Origin of the sequence: Ensifer sesbaniae (assembly GCF_013283665.1) — a bacterium.
Classification (GTDB): domain Bacteria; phylum Pseudomonadota; class Alphaproteobacteria; order Rhizobiales; family Rhizobiaceae; genus Ensifer; species Ensifer sesbaniae.
Genome location: NZ_JABEKU010000001.1, coordinates 2,097,610 through 2,111,992, shown reverse-complemented (window position 1 = coordinate 2,111,992; position 14,383 = coordinate 2,097,610). Strand labels below are relative to the sequence as shown.

Here is a 14,383-nt window from a genome sequence, read left to right as displayed (position 1 = left end):
TGCGGGCGCCCTTTTTTATGCCGCCTTTTCGCTTGCGGCCTTTTCGCTCCGGATGGTCTGGAGCGCCGCCTCGACCGAGGCGCGCATCAAAACCCGCGGAGGCCGGACGTCATGCTGGTAGAGCGTGCGGCGCACCTGTGACCTGGCGCCCGTGATGATGAATCGAACCCCCGTCCGCTCGGCTTTCCGCAGCGTTCCCTCGATGACGTTGGCGGCGGTCGAATCCATGAAAGGCACTTCCGAGCAATCGAGGACGAAATTCTGCCGCTGGTCGGCGATGCGGTCGAGGACCGTGCCGACGGTTGCGGCCGAGCCGAAGAAGAAAATGCCGGATATCCGATAGATCACCGTATCCGGATCGTCGGCGATGAGGGGATGTTCCTCCTCGCCGTTCTCCGGCTTGCCGGGCGCCAGCGGTTTGGTTTCACCGATGGAGATGCTCTTGGCCATGCGGTCGATGAAGAGAACCGCGCCCAGAGCGAAACCGATGACGATGCCCTCCGTCAACTCACGGAAGACGACGATGAGGAAGGTTGCGAGCAGCACGACCGCATCACCGTAGGAGGAGCGCAGCAGCGCCATGAAGGCCGGCTTCTCGATCATGTTCCAGGCAACGATCGCGAGCACGCCGGCAAGCGAGGCGAGCGGGATGTAGCTCGCGAGCGGCGCCGCGAGCAGCATGAAGAGCAGCAGAAAGACGGAATGCAGCATGCCGGAGACCGGGCTGGTGGCGCCGGCCCGGACATTCGTCGCCGTTCGTGCGATCGTGCCGGTGACGCAGATGCCGCCGAAGAGCGCTGAACCGATGTTCGCGATGCCCTGGGCGATCAACTCGACGCTGGAGCGATGCCTGCGCCCGGTCATGCCATCGGCAACGACGGCCGACAACAGCGACTCGATCGCACCGAGCAGAGCAAACGAGACCGCATCCGGAAAAACGGCCATTGCCTTTTCGAGCGAAAGCGGCGGCAGGGCGGGAAGCGGCAGGCCGCGCGGAATGCCGCCGAACCGCGTGCCGATCGTTTCCGCCGGAAGTTGCAGCAGGGCGACGAGGGCCGATGCCGCGGCCACGGCAATCAGCATGCCGGGCCAATGCGGTCTCAACCGACGCAGGCCGAGAATGATGCCGATGGTCAGGCCCGCCGTCAGCACCGCCGCCCCGTTGAGCGTACCTGCGGCGTGGGCGAGCACCGCGACCTTGTCGACGATCGGACCGGGCTCGGGGCCGCCGAGCGTCAGGCCGAATAGGTCACGCAACTGGCTGGCGAAGATGATGACGGCGATGCCGGCGGTGAAGCCGACCGTGACGGGGTAGGGTATGAACTTGATGTATTGCCCGAGCCGGAGATAGCCTGCCGCAACCAGCATGATCCCGGACATGGCGGTCGCGAGCAGCAGGCCGTCGAGGCCGTGCCGGGCACCGGTTGCCGCAACGAGCACGATGAAGGCCCCGGCGGGACCGCCGATCTGCACCCGGCTGCCGCCGAGAAGCGAAACGAGGAAGCCGCCGACGATCGCGGTATAGAGTCCACGGTCGGGCGTCACCCCCGAGGCGATCGCGATCGCCATGGAGAGTGGCAGTGCGACGATCGCGACGGTCAAACCAGCGAGCGCGTCTGCTTTCAAGCGGGTAAAGCCATATCCTTCCGCAAGAACGCTGATTGTTTTCGGAACAAGAGAATCGGGCATCGGACTCTCCAGAGGCACCGCGTTGGCTGGATCGAACATGGCGGGCATGCTCAGCCTATCTGAGTCGCGATGCGGTACAAGCGGGCGCGGCAGAGGTCCGCAGGATTTGTCAATTCGATCTGTGATTTGAAGGGTTTCGAGCGAAACGCGAGAGGTTCGACAGGGAGCACGACATGGGTGACGATACATGGGCAATCTACGAGCGGCGGCTCCACCGCGTCTCGGCCTATATTTACGCACATCTCGACGGCGATCTCGATCTCGATCGTCTTTCCGAGATCGCTTGCCTGTCGCCGCACCATTGGCACCGGATTTACCGGGCCGTTCATGGTGAGACGCTGGCGGCCACGGTGAAGCGGTTGCGGCTGCAGCGGGCCGCGGCCGACCTTGCCCAGTCCGATCTTCCTGTCGAAACGATCGCGCAGCGCTCTGGCTATCCCAATCTGCAGTCCTTTAACCGCACGTTCAAGGCGTCCTATGGGCTGCCGCCGGTGCGCTATCGCAAGGAGGGAAGCCATGTGGCCTTTGAAACCGACTCAACGGAAGGAATTACGGATATGTATGAAGTCACCCTCAGGGATGTCGAAGCCATCGACCTCGTCGGCGTCGCCCATAGCGGCTCCTATATGGAAATCGGGCGAGCGTTTGAGACGCTTTACGGCACCCTATTTTCACGGCAATTGTTCCGGCCGGACATGGAAATGATCGGCATTTATCTCGACGATCCGGAACTGGTGCCAGTCGAGAATCTGCGCTCCTTCGCCTGCGTTAGTGCGCGTGAACAGATGCCGACTGACGCTCCATTGACACGACAGCACATCGACGGCGGCCACTACGCGGTACTGCGCCACAAAGGCCCCTATGCGGATATGCCGAAGGCCTATCAATGGCTCTACGGTACCTGGCTGCCGCAATCCGGCCGTGAGATCCGCGACAGCCTGATGTTCGAGAAATATCTCAACAATCCCCGCGAGGTTCCGCCGACGGAACTGTTGAGCGAGATCTATCTGCCGTTGAAATGACTGGCGTCGGGTCGCCGCGTTGGAATTGACGAATCGGCGGCTCAGCGGCGCCTTTGGTTCGGCGTGGCCTGCGCCGAACCTCCAAAGATCGTCCCCAGCACGGTCCTTTCACGGGGGGCAAAGGGACTTCAGTCTCGGGTCTGCAAACCTCGGTCCCACCGTTTCGGGTCCGGTTGCTGGGGAACTTGCCCGAGACGCGAAAGGCCTTCGCTATGACTGAAAACCGAAATTTCAAACGGCGCGTTCGCGCCCGCGCCGCCAAGACCGGCGAATCCTATACGACCGCGCTCATGCATCTTCGCGATGCGAAGGCGCGTGGCGCGCCTCGTCAATCAAAGTCGCTGCGCTTGGCCGTGGCGCAATCCGGCTATTTCGACGACCCCCGCGACGCGGCAGCACTTCGGCTTGCCGGAGAAAAAATCCGGAACCTGATGCAGGAGGCGCATCGGGCACGAGCCCGCGTAGTGCATTTCCCGGAGGGAGCGACGTGTTTTCCGAACAAGCGCATTATGTCCGCTATCGGTCCCCGCGAAATAGGTCCATCCGATTGGCACCGGTTCGATTGGGCAGTTCTGCGCGAGGAGCTTGATGCCACGCGAACGCTGGCGCGGGAACTCGGCCTATGGACAGTCCTCGGGTCAGTACATCCGCTCACCGAACCTCATCGCCCGCACAACAGCCTGTATGTAATCTCGGACAAGGGAACGGTCGCAACACGCTACGACGAGCGCATGCTGTCGAACACGAAGATCTCGTTCATGTACACGCCCGGATCGATCCCGCTGACATTCGACGTCGACGATGTCCGCTTCGGCTGCACGCTTGGTATCGAGTGCCACTTTCCCGAGCTTTTCATCGAATACGAGCGGCTGAATGTCGATTGCGTCCTGTTCTCGACTTCCGGCGGCCCTATGCCAATCGACCTGGCTTTTGCCGCCGAGGTGCAAGGGCATGCGTCGAGCAATTGCTATTGGGCGAGTTTCGCCGTTCTCGCACAGCCGGGCCTCGCGGCTCCCTCGGGTATCGTTGCCCCCGACGGCCAATGGGCCGCGCGATGCGCCGGAGACGGGCCTTCGATTGTCGTGGCCGATATCGGCAACGATCCCGGCGATCCGGCCCGGCCATGGCGTCGACAGGCCCGAGACGGAATCTACGCTCCGCATATCGTGGGCGACGACCCGTGAAGCAACAGCCGTGACATGTTCTAGGCGATTCTGGGAAGCTCGGCTCTAGCGGAGGCGAGCGCAGGCCGCGGAACGGTGATCGGGGCTTCGGAATTGCGATCAGCCAAAAAGAAACCCGGCTCGAGGCCGGGTTTCGTTGCCTTCGGGTCCGGCGCCTTATCAGGCGGCCATGGCCTTCTTCAGGTTCTCGTCGATCTTGTCGAGGAAGCCGGTGGTCGAGAGCCAGGGCTGATCGGGACCGATGAGCAGCGCCAGGTCCTTGGTCATGAAACCGGCTTCGACGGTGTCGACGCAGACCTTCTCGAGCGTGTCGGCGAACTTCGCGAGTTCGGCATTGCCGTCGAGCTTGGCGCGGTGGGCGAGGCCACGGGTCCAGGCGAAGATCGAGGCGATCGAGTTGGTCGAGGTTTCCTCGCCCTTCTGGTGCTGGCGGTAGTGACGGGTGACCGTGCCGTGGGCGGCTTCGGCTTCGACCGTCTTGCCGTCCGGCGTCATCAGAACCGAGGTCATCAGGCCGAGCGAGCCGAAGCCCTGGGCAACGATATCCGACTGGACGTCGCCGTCGTAGTTCTTGCACGCCCAGACATAGCCGCCAGACCACTTCAGCGCCGAGGCAACCATGTCGTCGATCAGGCGGTGTTCGTACCACAGCTTTTCGGCCTTGAACTTCTCGGCGAATTCTTCCTCGAAGACCTTCTGGAAGATGTCCTTGAAGCGGCCGTCATAGGCCTTGAGGATGGTGTTCTTGGTCGAGAGGTAGACCGGAACCTTGCGCTGCAGGCCGTAGTTGAACGAGGCGCGGGCGAATTCGGTGATCGATTCGTCGAGGTTGTACATGGCCATCGCAACGCCGGCGCCGGGGGCGTCATAGACGTCGTGTTCGATCGTCTGGCCGTCATCGCCAACGAACTTGATCGACAGTTTGCCCTTGCCCGGGAACTTGAAGTCGGTGGCGCGGTACTGGTCGCCGAAGGCGTGACGGCCGACGATGATCGGCTTGGTCCAGCCCGGAACCAGGCGCGGAACGTTCTTGCAGATGATCGGCTCGCGGAAGATGACTCCGCCGAGGATGTTGCGGATCGTGCCGTTCGGCGACTTCCACATCTTCTTCAGTTTGAATTCCTCGACGCGGGCTTCATCCGGCGTGATCGTGGCGCACTTGACGCCGACGCCATGCTTCTTGATCGCGTTGGCGGCGTCGACCGTCACCTGGTCTTCGGTGGCATCGCGGTTTTCGACGCTGAGGTCGTAATATTCCAGATCGATGTCGAGGTAGGGATGGATCAGCTTGTCCTTGATGAACTGCCAGATGATGCGGGTCATCTCATCGCCGTCGAGCTCGACGACCGGATTGGCGACCTTGATCTTTGCCATGAATATGCCTCGTAGCTTGTGCGGGACAGCGGGAGCGATGTCCCTTCCTCTCTGAAAAATCCTGTGCCCTATAGCACTCAGAACCGGCAAGGCAAAGCATGCTTGGCTGAAACTTTGGATCGAGCCGAAGGCTCGCGTCGACCGAGCGTTCGGCAACGCTTTGCGGGGCGGCCCAGGACGCCATCGGCCTTGCAAAGATCGCTTCTGTCGTTATGCAGGAAGGAACCGGCGAGGCGGCGCCCGTTTGAGGCGAGCGCAAACAAGCAATAGGCGTCCGATGGCATTTCGCTCCCGCGTGCGTGACTGGCTTCTTGCCAACGATCCCGCTTTCTCCCGCCTGCGGCAGGCCTCCCGCATCACCACGACGATCGTCGTTTCAATCCTGATCCTGATGGCGGTCCATTACCTGATCGCGCCCTTGCCGCCGGCGGCCTATGGTCTTGCCGCATCGCTTTCCATCGAGGGCGGGCTGGCAGTCCGCGACCACACCGTGGCCGGCCAGCGCCTCACGCGCATCATCGCCGTTCTCGTCGGTGTTTCGATGGTCGGGCTCGCCTCGCTCCTGGAAGATCATCGCTACGTCTCGGACGTCGTCTTCCTGCTGATCATCTTTCTCGCCGTCTACGGCCGATCCTTCGGTCCCCGCGGATTTGCCGTCGGCATGTTTGCTTTCATGTCCTACTTTACCGGCGCCTACCTCCAGCCGACCGCGGACCAGTTGCCGGCACTGTTCTTTGGGGCGGCGGTGTCCGCGACGGTCGCGCATCTCGTTCGCACGCGGCTGCTGCCGGATGACCGCTACCGTGACCTGCTGCGCGCTGCAGCGAGCGTGCAGCGTCGTGTCGACCGCATGCTTCTCGAATTGGCGGAGATTGCCCGCAAGCCGGTTCTTTCCGAGGTCGATCGGCGGAGGCTGCACACGGCCGAAGAGCGGCTAAAGGAAGCCGTGCTGATGGCCGAGAGCTTCATTCCGACCGAGAACCGACGGCCGCAACCCGAGCCCGGAGTGGCGTCCGCCGATCTCGTCATCAATCTTTTCGATCTGCATCTCGCGGCCGAAAGCGTCATCGTCCTAAGCTTCCAGTCGATGCCACCGCCAGCGCTGGTGGAGGCGATGATCGCGCGCGACGGCGAGAGGATCGACGAGGAGATGGCCCGGCTTGGCGATGCCGCACCGCGCCGCCAAGAAACGGTGAAGGCGCTGCTCTGGCTTCGGAATGTCAGGCAGAGGCTCGCCCGCAGTCTGGCGAAGCTGACACCGGCCGATCTCGAAGAGCCGCTGGCGCAATCAGGTGGCGCGGCAAGCCGATGGAAACCGTCGCTTGCCGAACCGGCGCTGAAGGCCGCGATCCAGATCACCCTTGCCTCCGGCATCGCCATGGTGTTCGGGCTGATGCTATCGCGCGAGCGCTGGTTCTGGGCGGTGCTTGCGGCGTTTCTGGTCTTCACGAACACGCGCTCGCGTGGCGATACGGCGGTGAAGGCCCTGCAGCGCTCTGCCGGCACGCTCTTCGGTATCGTAGTCGGCATCGTCGTCGGCACGCTGGTCGGCGGCAACATCTATCTGGTGCTGCCGCTGAGCGCGCTCTGCGTCTTTCTCGCCTTCTATTTCCTCGCCGTGTCCTATGCGACGATGACCCTCTTCATCTCCGTCGTGCTGTCGCTGGTCTACAGTCTCATGGGCGTGCTGACGCCGCATCTGCTGCAATTGCGTCTCGAGGAAACCATGATCGGCTCGATCGCCGGTGCGGCCGTTGCCTTCGTCGTGTTTCCGACCCGGACCCGCACCACGCTCGATGCGGCCGTCGCTGCCTGGTGCGACGAACTGACGGGTCTGCTGCAGGCGGCGAGGGACGGGGCTTCGGGCTTGGCGCTCATCACCCGATCGCAGGCGCTCGATCGCGCCTATCGCGATTTGGCGGCGGCGGCAAAACCGCTCGGGCTGCCCTGGCAACTCGTCACCCGCCCTGGCCATGTTCGTCAGGCACTGGCGATCTTCATGGCCTGTACCTATTGGGCACGGGTCTTCGCGCGGCGCGTCGGCACGGATGCCGAACTGGAGGGGGGCGATTTCAACGACGACATCGACGCCAATCTCGAACTCGTCCAGTCGGTTCGCGACAAGGCTTCGGCCTATTTCTATCAAGTCGGCAGGATCGGCGCGCCGGTCGATCGTCACCTGCCGATATCGAAGGACGACGCCGAGCTTGGTCTGGAGATGATCGGGATCTCTCTCAACCGTCTTCATCTGTAGCTGCACTGCCCAAAGCCAAGCCGGACTTTAATTTCGCCAACATTTGTGCAAGGGAAGCGCCGAACGAGAGGCAAAGGCTAAGGAAATGGCAGGCACGAACAGCGAGCGCGAACTTCTGGCGGAAGGACCGGCCATCATTCTCGCCTATCCGCAGCTCGGCGAAAACATCGGCATGGTCGCCCGCGCGATGGCGAATTTCGGCCTGGCCGAGCTTCGGCTCGTCAATCCGCGCGATGGCTGGCCGAGCGAGAAGGCGCGTTCTGCCGCGAGCCGCGCCGATCACGTCATCGACGCGGCCAAGCTCTACGGCTCGCTCGAGGAGGCGATCGCCGACCTCAATTTCGTCTATGCGACGACGGCCCGGGACCGCGACGGCTACAAGCCAGTGCGCTCGCCGATCGTCGCGGCGCGCACGCTTCGCCAGCGCTTCAACGGCGGCGAAAAGATCGGGATCGTCTTCGGGCGCGAGCGCACCGGACTTACCAACGAGGAAGTCGCGCTTGCCGACGAGATCGTGACCTTTCCGGTCAATCCGGCCTTCGCGTCGCTCAACCTCGCCCAGGCCGTGCTGCTGATGTCCTACGAGTGGATGAAGACGGGCATGGAATCGGAGGACCAGACCTCGTTCCAGGCGATCGAGCAGCGACCGGCGACCAAGGAGCATCTGCAGGGCCTCTTCGACCATATCGAGGATGCACTCGATGCGCGCAACTATTTCCGCTCCGCCGACAAAAAGCCGAAATTGGTCGAGAACCTGCGCGCCGTTCTGACCAGACCATCCTTTACCGAATCGGAAATCCAGGTGCTGCGCGGCGTTATTTCTTCGCTCGACCGGTTCACGCGGGAAAACCCGCGCGGCTCCGGCGCTCCGAGTGATCACAGCAGGGGCGAGCACAGCAGGAAAGCGCGGGACAACGGTGACAGCGAGTGAACTGAAACCCATCCTCGTCTTCGACAGCGGTATCGGCGGCTTGACCGTGCTGCGCGAGGCGAGGGTGCTGATGCCCGAGCGGCATTTCATCTATGTCGCCGACGATGCCGGCTTTCCCTATGGCGGCTGGGAAGAGGCGGCGCTGAAGGAAAGGGTGATCGCGCTCTTCGGCCGGCTGCTTTCCGAGCATGATCCGGAAATCTGCGTGATCGCCTGTAACACCGCCTTCACGCTCGTCGGCGCCGATCTGCGCGCAGCCTATCCGCAGATGACCTTCGTCGGGACGGTGCCTGCGATCAAGCCGGCGGCCGAGCGCACGCGCTCCGGGCTCGTTTCGGTCCTGGCGACGCCGGGCACGGTCAAGCGCGCCTATACGCGCGATCTCATCCAGTCCTTCGCCAGCCAGTGCCATGTGCGGCTCGTCGGCTCGGAGAACCTCGCCAAGATGGCAGAGGCCTATATCCGAGGCGACAAGCTGGACGACGAGACCGTGCTTGCCGAAATCGCCCCGTGCTTCGTCGAGATGGACAGCAAGAAGACCGATATCGTCGTGCTCGCCTGCACGCACTATCCCTTCATGGCCAACGTCTTCCGCAGGCTTGCACCCTGGCCGGTCGACTGGCTGGACCCGGCGGAAGCCATTGCCCGGCGGGCGCGGTCACTGGTGCCGCTGCCAAACGGTTTTGAGCCGCTGAACGGGCAGGATCCGGCGATCTTCACCTCGGGCAAACCGGATTTTGCCACCCGACGGCTGATGCAGGGCTTCGGTTTGACGGTGGCACCTAATGCCACCGCCGATGGGCGCGTGGGGCAGGCAGAAGCGATCGGCTAGGGCGCTCTTTATGCCTTCGTATGACCGCCCCGCTCCCTAAAAGAAGATCGCCAGCAAGAGGCCGATCAGAACGGCCAACACGCAGGCGGCGAGAAAGCGCATGCGGCTGGCGCGCGCCGCGTCGCCTTTCGAGGCGACCCGTTGCGTCTCCTTGTAAGCATCGCGCATACGCTGATCGAGATTATTCAGCTCCATTTGCTGTTCGGTCTCGTAATGTTCCATTGCTGCCCCGGGCAAATCGCTTCGATCCAAAACCATATGGGCATCCCTCTTTGCTCGTAAAAGTACGATCTTTGGTCGGCCTCAATTCAGTCTTGCGGCTATCGGATTCTGCATTCGGCTCTCTCCCGGGTGACGCTCCTGCACGTATTCCCTGTGGGTTTTTGTGTCGGCGGCACGATTTTCCGGGAAACCGTGCTAGGTGTCGCCTGATCGGCGGTCTTCATATGACCGCGAATCAGTCCAGAGCATTTCAAAAGTGAGCAGCGATTTTGCGTCCGGAAATGCGCGAGCGTAGCGCGAAGAGGTGGAAATGAAGGTCGGCATCGACATGGGAACGACGTCCGAAGGGACCTCGGCCTCGCTCGATATCGAGGAGCTTCTGGCCACCCGTCTCCTGGTGCAGGGCAATTCCGGTTCGGGCAAGTCGCACCTTCTGCGCCGGCTGCTGGAGCAATCGGCACCCTGGGTGCAGCAGTGCATCATCGATCCGGAAGGCGATTTCGTCACGCTTGCCGACAAGTTCGGCCATGTGGTCGTCGAGGGCGAGCGGACCGATGCGGAACTGATCGGCATTGCCACCCGCATCCGCCAGCACCGCGTTTCCTGCGTGCTGTCGCTGGAAGGTCTCGATATCGAGCAGCAGATGCGCAATGCCGGCGTGTTCCTCAACGCCATGTTCGATGCGGATCGCGAATATTGGTATCCGGTTCTCGTCGTCGTCGACGAGGCCCAGATGTTTGCGCCGTCGGTCGCCGGCGACGTTACGGAAGAGGTGCGCAAGATCTCGCTCGGCGCCATGACGAACCTCATGTGCCGCGGCCGCAAGCGCGGCCTTGCCGGTGTCATCGCCACCCAGCGCCTGGCAAAGCTTGCCAAGAACGTCGCGGCGGAAGCCTCGAATTTCCTGATGGGCCGTACCTTCCTCGACATCGACATGCTGCGCGCAGCCGATCTGCTCGGCATGGACCGGCGCACGGCGGAAATGTTCCGCGACCTGAAGCGCGGCTCCTTCGTCGCACTTGGCCCTGCGCTGTCGCGCCGCCCGCTCAAGGTGACGATCGGTACGGTCGAGACGTCGGCCCGTTCGACGAGCCCGAAGCTCATGCCGCTGCCGGAGGCGCCGCAGGACGTCGAGGACCTGATCTTCACCCCGGATCCGGACGAGTTGACGCGGCCGATCATGCGCCGCACGGTCGCTCCGCCGCGTCCGACGACCGACATCCTCGCCGAATTGTCACGTCCGCGACCGGAAGCGGCGGCCCCGATCGAGCCGAAGCCGGCCCAGCCGGAAATGACCGCCGAAGAGAAAGAGAACCTGCTCGACAGCGTGTTTGCGGAAATCCTCGCCAATCCCGAGGCAGCCTTCCGGCCCGATGCGGAATTGTTCCAGGATTTCCTGGTGCGTTGCCGCATACGCCGCCTGCCATCGGGTGCGGCCCTGTCACTCAGTGCCTTCCGCCGCAAGATGGCGGTCGCGCGTTCGGGCGTCGACGCGGAGACGGCAGCGACCGAAACCTGGGCGCAGGCGCTGCAGCTTGCCGATCGTGTGACCGAAGATCTTCAGGCGGTGTTCCTGATGATGGCGCAGGCTGCTGTCCGCGGCCTGCCGTGTCCTTCGGACGCGATGATTGCGCGCGCCTATGGCACGCATTCGGCCCGCCGCGCCCGGCGTCTGCTCGGCTATTTCGAGGAGCATGGGCTGATCGTCATCCATGCCGATTTTTCCGGCAAACGGATCGTCGCCTTTCCGGATCTCGGCAGCGAAACCGCGCCGGGCGACGCGAACGGGCCCGACATGGCAAACCCAGCTGCGACCGCTGCCGAGTAGACCCGCCTGGCAAGAGGGAATATTCCTTATTCAGACTGGCGCCGCAGGCTGCGGCGCCGCACCCCTTCGGGTAGCCGGCGTCAGACCCAGCTTTGAATGACCCGGTCGGACGCATGGATGCAGGTCATCTGCAACCGGCTGGTGCCGGTATTGACGAAGCGGTGCGGCGTTTCCGGGGCTACGACGATGATGTCGCCGGCCTTGCCCGTGATGGTCTGTCTGCCGACGGTGAACTCAGCCTCGCCAGAGTGGATGATCCAGGTCTCCGGGTAAGGATGGACATGAAGCGCCGGTCCCTGGCCTGGCTCGGCATCCATCAGGAAGAGCGTAATCGGCGTACCGTATTGGCCGCCTTCGAAGAGGATCGTTCGGTTGGGGCTTTGCTTCTGCTCCGCACGCGGAATGACGTGAAACATTCTGGCCTCCATCTTCGGTCCGGTTGGCTTTAGGCGCGGCGTGATTTATCTTCGTGAGAAGGTATTATTCAAAACTATCTTCTCGTCAAGATATATCGGGAGACCCGGAGTGAACGATGCAGGATGAGGAAGCGGAGAGGGACCACGTCGACCGGTTGCAGGCGCAGTGGGCGCGGGAATTGCCCGATCTCGACACCGAGCCGATGACGATCCTGGGGCGGGCCTACCGGCTCTCCAATCTGGTGCGTCCTTCAATCGAGGAGACCTTCGCCGCCTTCGGCCTCGACCGCGGCGAGTTCGACGTGATCTCGACGCTGAGACGATCCGGCCCGCCCTACCGGCTGACGCCGACCGACCTCTATAGGTTTCTGATGATTTCGTCGGGCGGGCTCACGCACCGGCTCGACCGGCTGCAGAAGGCCGGGCTGATCGTGCGCGAGCGCTCGGCATCCGATGGCCGCAGCAGCGTCGTCGGACTGACCGAGAAGGGAATGGCGCTTGCGGAGGCGGCGATTCGTGCGGATATGGCCAGCGAAGCGCGGTATCTCGAAGGGCTGAGCAAGGAGGACCGCGCCGCATTGGCTGGGCTCCTCAGGAAACTGCTCGTCTCGCTGGAGCGGGCAGACGCCGTTGAGCCGGCATGAACGGATGCCGATTGCCACGATTTCGTTTGACAAGAGGGGCCGGACCCACTAAAGCCGCCCCAACGCCGGGCAGAAATGTCCGGTGTTTCATTTGACATGTCCCGTGGCTTCTCCGTCAGCGTGATCGTGAGAAACCTGTCAGAACCCCGAAAATGGGTTCAGAGGAGGGCGTGTTTCCTTGATCCGGTTTGGAAACAGGCCGGTGTAACTGTTTGAAAGGAAATGCGATGAGCAAGCGCGAATCGTCCAAGTACAAAATTGACCGCCGTATGGGCGAAAACATCTGGGGCCGTCCGAAGTCTCCGGTGAACCGCCGCGAATACGGCCCGGGCCAGCACGGCCAGCGCCGCAAGTCCAAGCTCTCGGACTTCGGTGTACAGCTGCGCGCCAAGCAGAAGCTGAAGGGCTACTACGGCGACATCCGCGAGAAGCAGTTCCGCGCGATCTTCGCTGAAGCTGCCCGCCGCAAGGGCGACACCCCGGAAAACCTGATCGGCCTGCTCGAGTCGCGCCTCGACGCGATCGTCTACCGCGCCAAGTTCGTTCCGACGGTCTTCGCTGCCCGTCAGTTCGTCAACCACGGCCACGTCAAGGTTAACGGCGTCCGCGTCAACATCGGTTCCTACCGTTGCAAGCCGGGCGACGTCATCGAAGTCAAGGAAAAGTCCAAGCAGCTCGTGACCGTTCTGGAATCGGTTTCGCTCGCTGAGCGCGACGTTCCGGACTACATCGAAGTCGACCACAACAAGATGGTTGCGACCTATGTCCGCGTTCCGGTTCTCTCCGACGTTCCGTACCCGGTCGTCATGGAACCGCACCTGGTCGTCGAATTCTATTCGCGTTAATCCGGGGCTTACGCCTTGTGACGTATCGAAAACCGCCCGGAAACGGGCGGTTTTTTTGTCGGCGGCGGTCACCGTTGCGCTGCCGTCCATGGCGCGATTTCATCCCTTCAACAGGCGATGAGTGAGAGGGAAGCCGATGCCCGAGCAGAACGCTCCGCAGGACCTGCAGGCGATCATCGAGGATATCCATCAGGAGCTGAGCCCGAGGTTCGGCCAGGGCAGGGTTGCCGACTACATCCCGCAGCTCGCGCGCGTCGACCCCAAACATTTCGGCATGGCGATCGTAACGACCGATGGCAAGGTGCATCGGGTCGGCGACGCAGAAGTGCCGTTTTCGATCCAGAGCGTCTCCAAGGTCTTCACGCTGACGCTGGCACTCGGCAAGCACGGTGAGAACATCTGGCACCGTGTCGGCCGCGAGCCGTCCGGCTCGGCGTTCAATTCGATCGTCCAGCTCGAGCATGAGGGCGGAAAGCCGCGCAATCCCTTCATCAATGCCGGCGCCATTACCATCAGCGACCTGATCCTCGCGGGTCATACGCCGCGGGAACTGATCGGCGAGATCGTGCAGTTCATCCGCTACCTTGCCGACGACGACCAGATCGTCATCGATCACGAAGTGGCGCGCTCCGAGACGGCCACGGGCTACCGGAACTTCGCACTTGCCAATTTCATGCGTTCCTATGGCCGGCTCGACCATCCGGTAGAGCATGTGCTCGGCGTCTATTTCCACCATTGCGCGCTTTCGATGACGTGCAGCCAGTTGGCCAAGGCCGGGCTGTTCCTGGCCGCCGGCGGCAGCAATCCGCTGACGGGTCACAACGTCGTCTCGCGCCAGCGGGCACGACGCATCAACGCGCTGATGCTCACCTGCGGCCACTATGACGGCTCGGGCGACTTTGCCTACCGCGTCGGCCTGCCCGGAAAGAGCGGCGTCGGCGGCGGCATTCTGGCGGTGGCACCGGGCAAGGCGTCCGTTGCCGTCTGGTCGCCGGGGCTCAATGAAAACGGCAATTCGCTGCTCGGCTCGCTGGCGCTCGAAATGCTCGCGGCGCGCACCGGCTGGTCGGTGTTCGGCCCCTAGAACGAGCTCCGTCTCCGTCAGTCTCCTTCATCCGGCCGATTTCCCTTGATCTTGACGG

At 62.8% G+C, this 14,383-nt stretch carries 13 protein-coding genes; 9 read left to right on the top strand and 4 right to left on the bottom strand.

The annotated features are described in order from the left end of the window. Positions 1–15 precede the first annotated feature (15 nt). A complete protein-coding gene (locus BHMPCIPO_RS10275; protein ID WP_173516636.1) occupies positions 16–1,689 on the bottom strand; it encodes a SulP family inorganic anion transporter in 1,674 nt (557 codons plus the stop codon). 173 nt (positions 1,690–1,862) lie between these two features. Here BHMPCIPO_RS10275 and BHMPCIPO_RS10270 point away from each other — a divergent pair, with 173 nt between their 5' ends. Together BHMPCIPO_RS10270 and BHMPCIPO_RS10265 are read left to right on the top strand one after the other, a co-directional pair. Further along, positions 1,863–2,711 (top strand): AraC family transcriptional regulator, encoded by an 849-nt coding sequence (locus BHMPCIPO_RS10270; RefSeq protein ID WP_173516635.1) that lies wholly within the window; start codon positions 1,863–1,865, stop codon positions 2,709–2,711. Between the two features lie 212 nt (positions 2,712–2,923). Beyond that, positions 2,924–3,895: a carbon-nitrogen hydrolase family protein gene (locus BHMPCIPO_RS10265; protein ID WP_173516634.1), complete on the top strand. Its 972-nt coding sequence runs from the start codon at positions 2,924–2,926 to the stop codon at positions 3,893–3,895. A gap of 159 nt (positions 3,896–4,054) precedes the next feature. Here the strand turns inward: BHMPCIPO_RS10265 and BHMPCIPO_RS10260 are convergent, their stop codons facing one another. Beyond that, a complete protein-coding gene (locus tag BHMPCIPO_RS10260; protein WP_173516633.1) occupies positions 4,055–5,269 on the bottom strand; it encodes an NADP-dependent isocitrate dehydrogenase in 1,215 nt (404 codons plus the stop codon). Positions 5,270–5,546: 277 nt separating this feature from the next. Between BHMPCIPO_RS10260 and BHMPCIPO_RS10255 the strand changes: the two genes are divergently transcribed. From BHMPCIPO_RS10255 to murI, 3 genes are all read left to right on the top strand, one after another. Next, the gene (locus BHMPCIPO_RS10255; RefSeq protein WP_173516632.1) at positions 5,547–7,523 is read left to right on the top strand and encodes an FUSC family protein; all 1,977 of its coding nucleotides are present in this window, start codon (positions 5,547–5,549) and stop codon (positions 7,521–7,523) included. A gap of 85 nt (positions 7,524–7,608) precedes the next feature. Then, positions 7,609–8,454: an RNA methyltransferase gene (locus BHMPCIPO_RS10250; RefSeq protein WP_173516631.1), complete on the top strand. Its 846-nt coding sequence runs from the start codon at positions 7,609–7,611 to the stop codon at positions 8,452–8,454. Continuing rightward, on the top strand, positions 8,441–9,286 hold the full coding sequence (gene murI, locus BHMPCIPO_RS10245) for a glutamate racemase (protein WP_173516630.1): 846 nt from the start codon (positions 8,441–8,443) through the stop codon (positions 9,284–9,286). The genes BHMPCIPO_RS10250 and murI overlap by 14 nt, the downstream gene beginning before the upstream one ends. Before the next feature lie 36 nt (positions 9,287–9,322). On the opposite strand, the gene BHMPCIPO_RS10240 is transcribed toward murI, so the two are convergent. Then, positions 9,323–9,544 carry a hypothetical protein gene (locus tag BHMPCIPO_RS10240; protein WP_173516629.1) on the bottom strand — a complete coding sequence of 74 codons (222 nt, stop codon included), beginning with the start codon at positions 9,542–9,544 and terminating at the stop codon, positions 9,323–9,325. A 274-nt stretch (positions 9,545–9,818) separates the two neighbouring features. On the opposite strand from BHMPCIPO_RS10240, the gene BHMPCIPO_RS10235 reads away from it, so the two are divergent. Beyond that, positions 9,819–11,336: a helicase HerA domain-containing protein gene (locus BHMPCIPO_RS10235; RefSeq protein ID WP_173516628.1), complete on the top strand. Its 1,518-nt coding sequence runs from the start codon at positions 9,819–9,821 to the stop codon at positions 11,334–11,336. An 80-nt stretch (positions 11,337–11,416) separates the two neighbouring features. Here BHMPCIPO_RS10235 and BHMPCIPO_RS10230 read toward each other — a convergent pair whose 3' ends face one another. Continuing rightward, entirely contained in the window at positions 11,417–11,752 is a 336-nt protein-coding gene (locus BHMPCIPO_RS10230) for a cupin domain-containing protein (RefSeq protein WP_173516627.1), read from the bottom strand. A gap of 116 nt (positions 11,753–11,868) precedes the next feature. On the opposite strand from BHMPCIPO_RS10230, the gene BHMPCIPO_RS10225 reads away from it, so the two are divergent. The 3 genes from BHMPCIPO_RS10225 to BHMPCIPO_RS10215 all read left to right on the top strand — a co-directional run bounded on the left by BHMPCIPO_RS10225 (position 11,869) and on the right by BHMPCIPO_RS10215 (position 14,325). After that, positions 11,869–12,396, top strand: coding sequence for a MarR family winged helix-turn-helix transcriptional regulator (locus tag BHMPCIPO_RS10225; protein WP_173516626.1), 528 nt, complete (start codon positions 11,869–11,871; stop codon positions 12,394–12,396). 227 nt (positions 12,397–12,623) lie between these two features. Further along, complete coding sequence (gene rpsD, locus BHMPCIPO_RS10220; protein ID WP_173516625.1) at positions 12,624–13,241, top strand: 30S ribosomal protein S4; 618 nt, start codon at positions 12,624–12,626, stop codon at positions 13,239–13,241. A 136-nt stretch (positions 13,242–13,377) separates the two neighbouring features. Next, the gene (locus BHMPCIPO_RS10215) at positions 13,378–14,325 is read left to right on the top strand and encodes a glutaminase (protein WP_173516624.1); all 948 of its coding nucleotides are present in this window, start codon (positions 13,378–13,380) and stop codon (positions 14,323–14,325) included. Positions 14,326–14,383 lie beyond the last annotated feature (58 nt).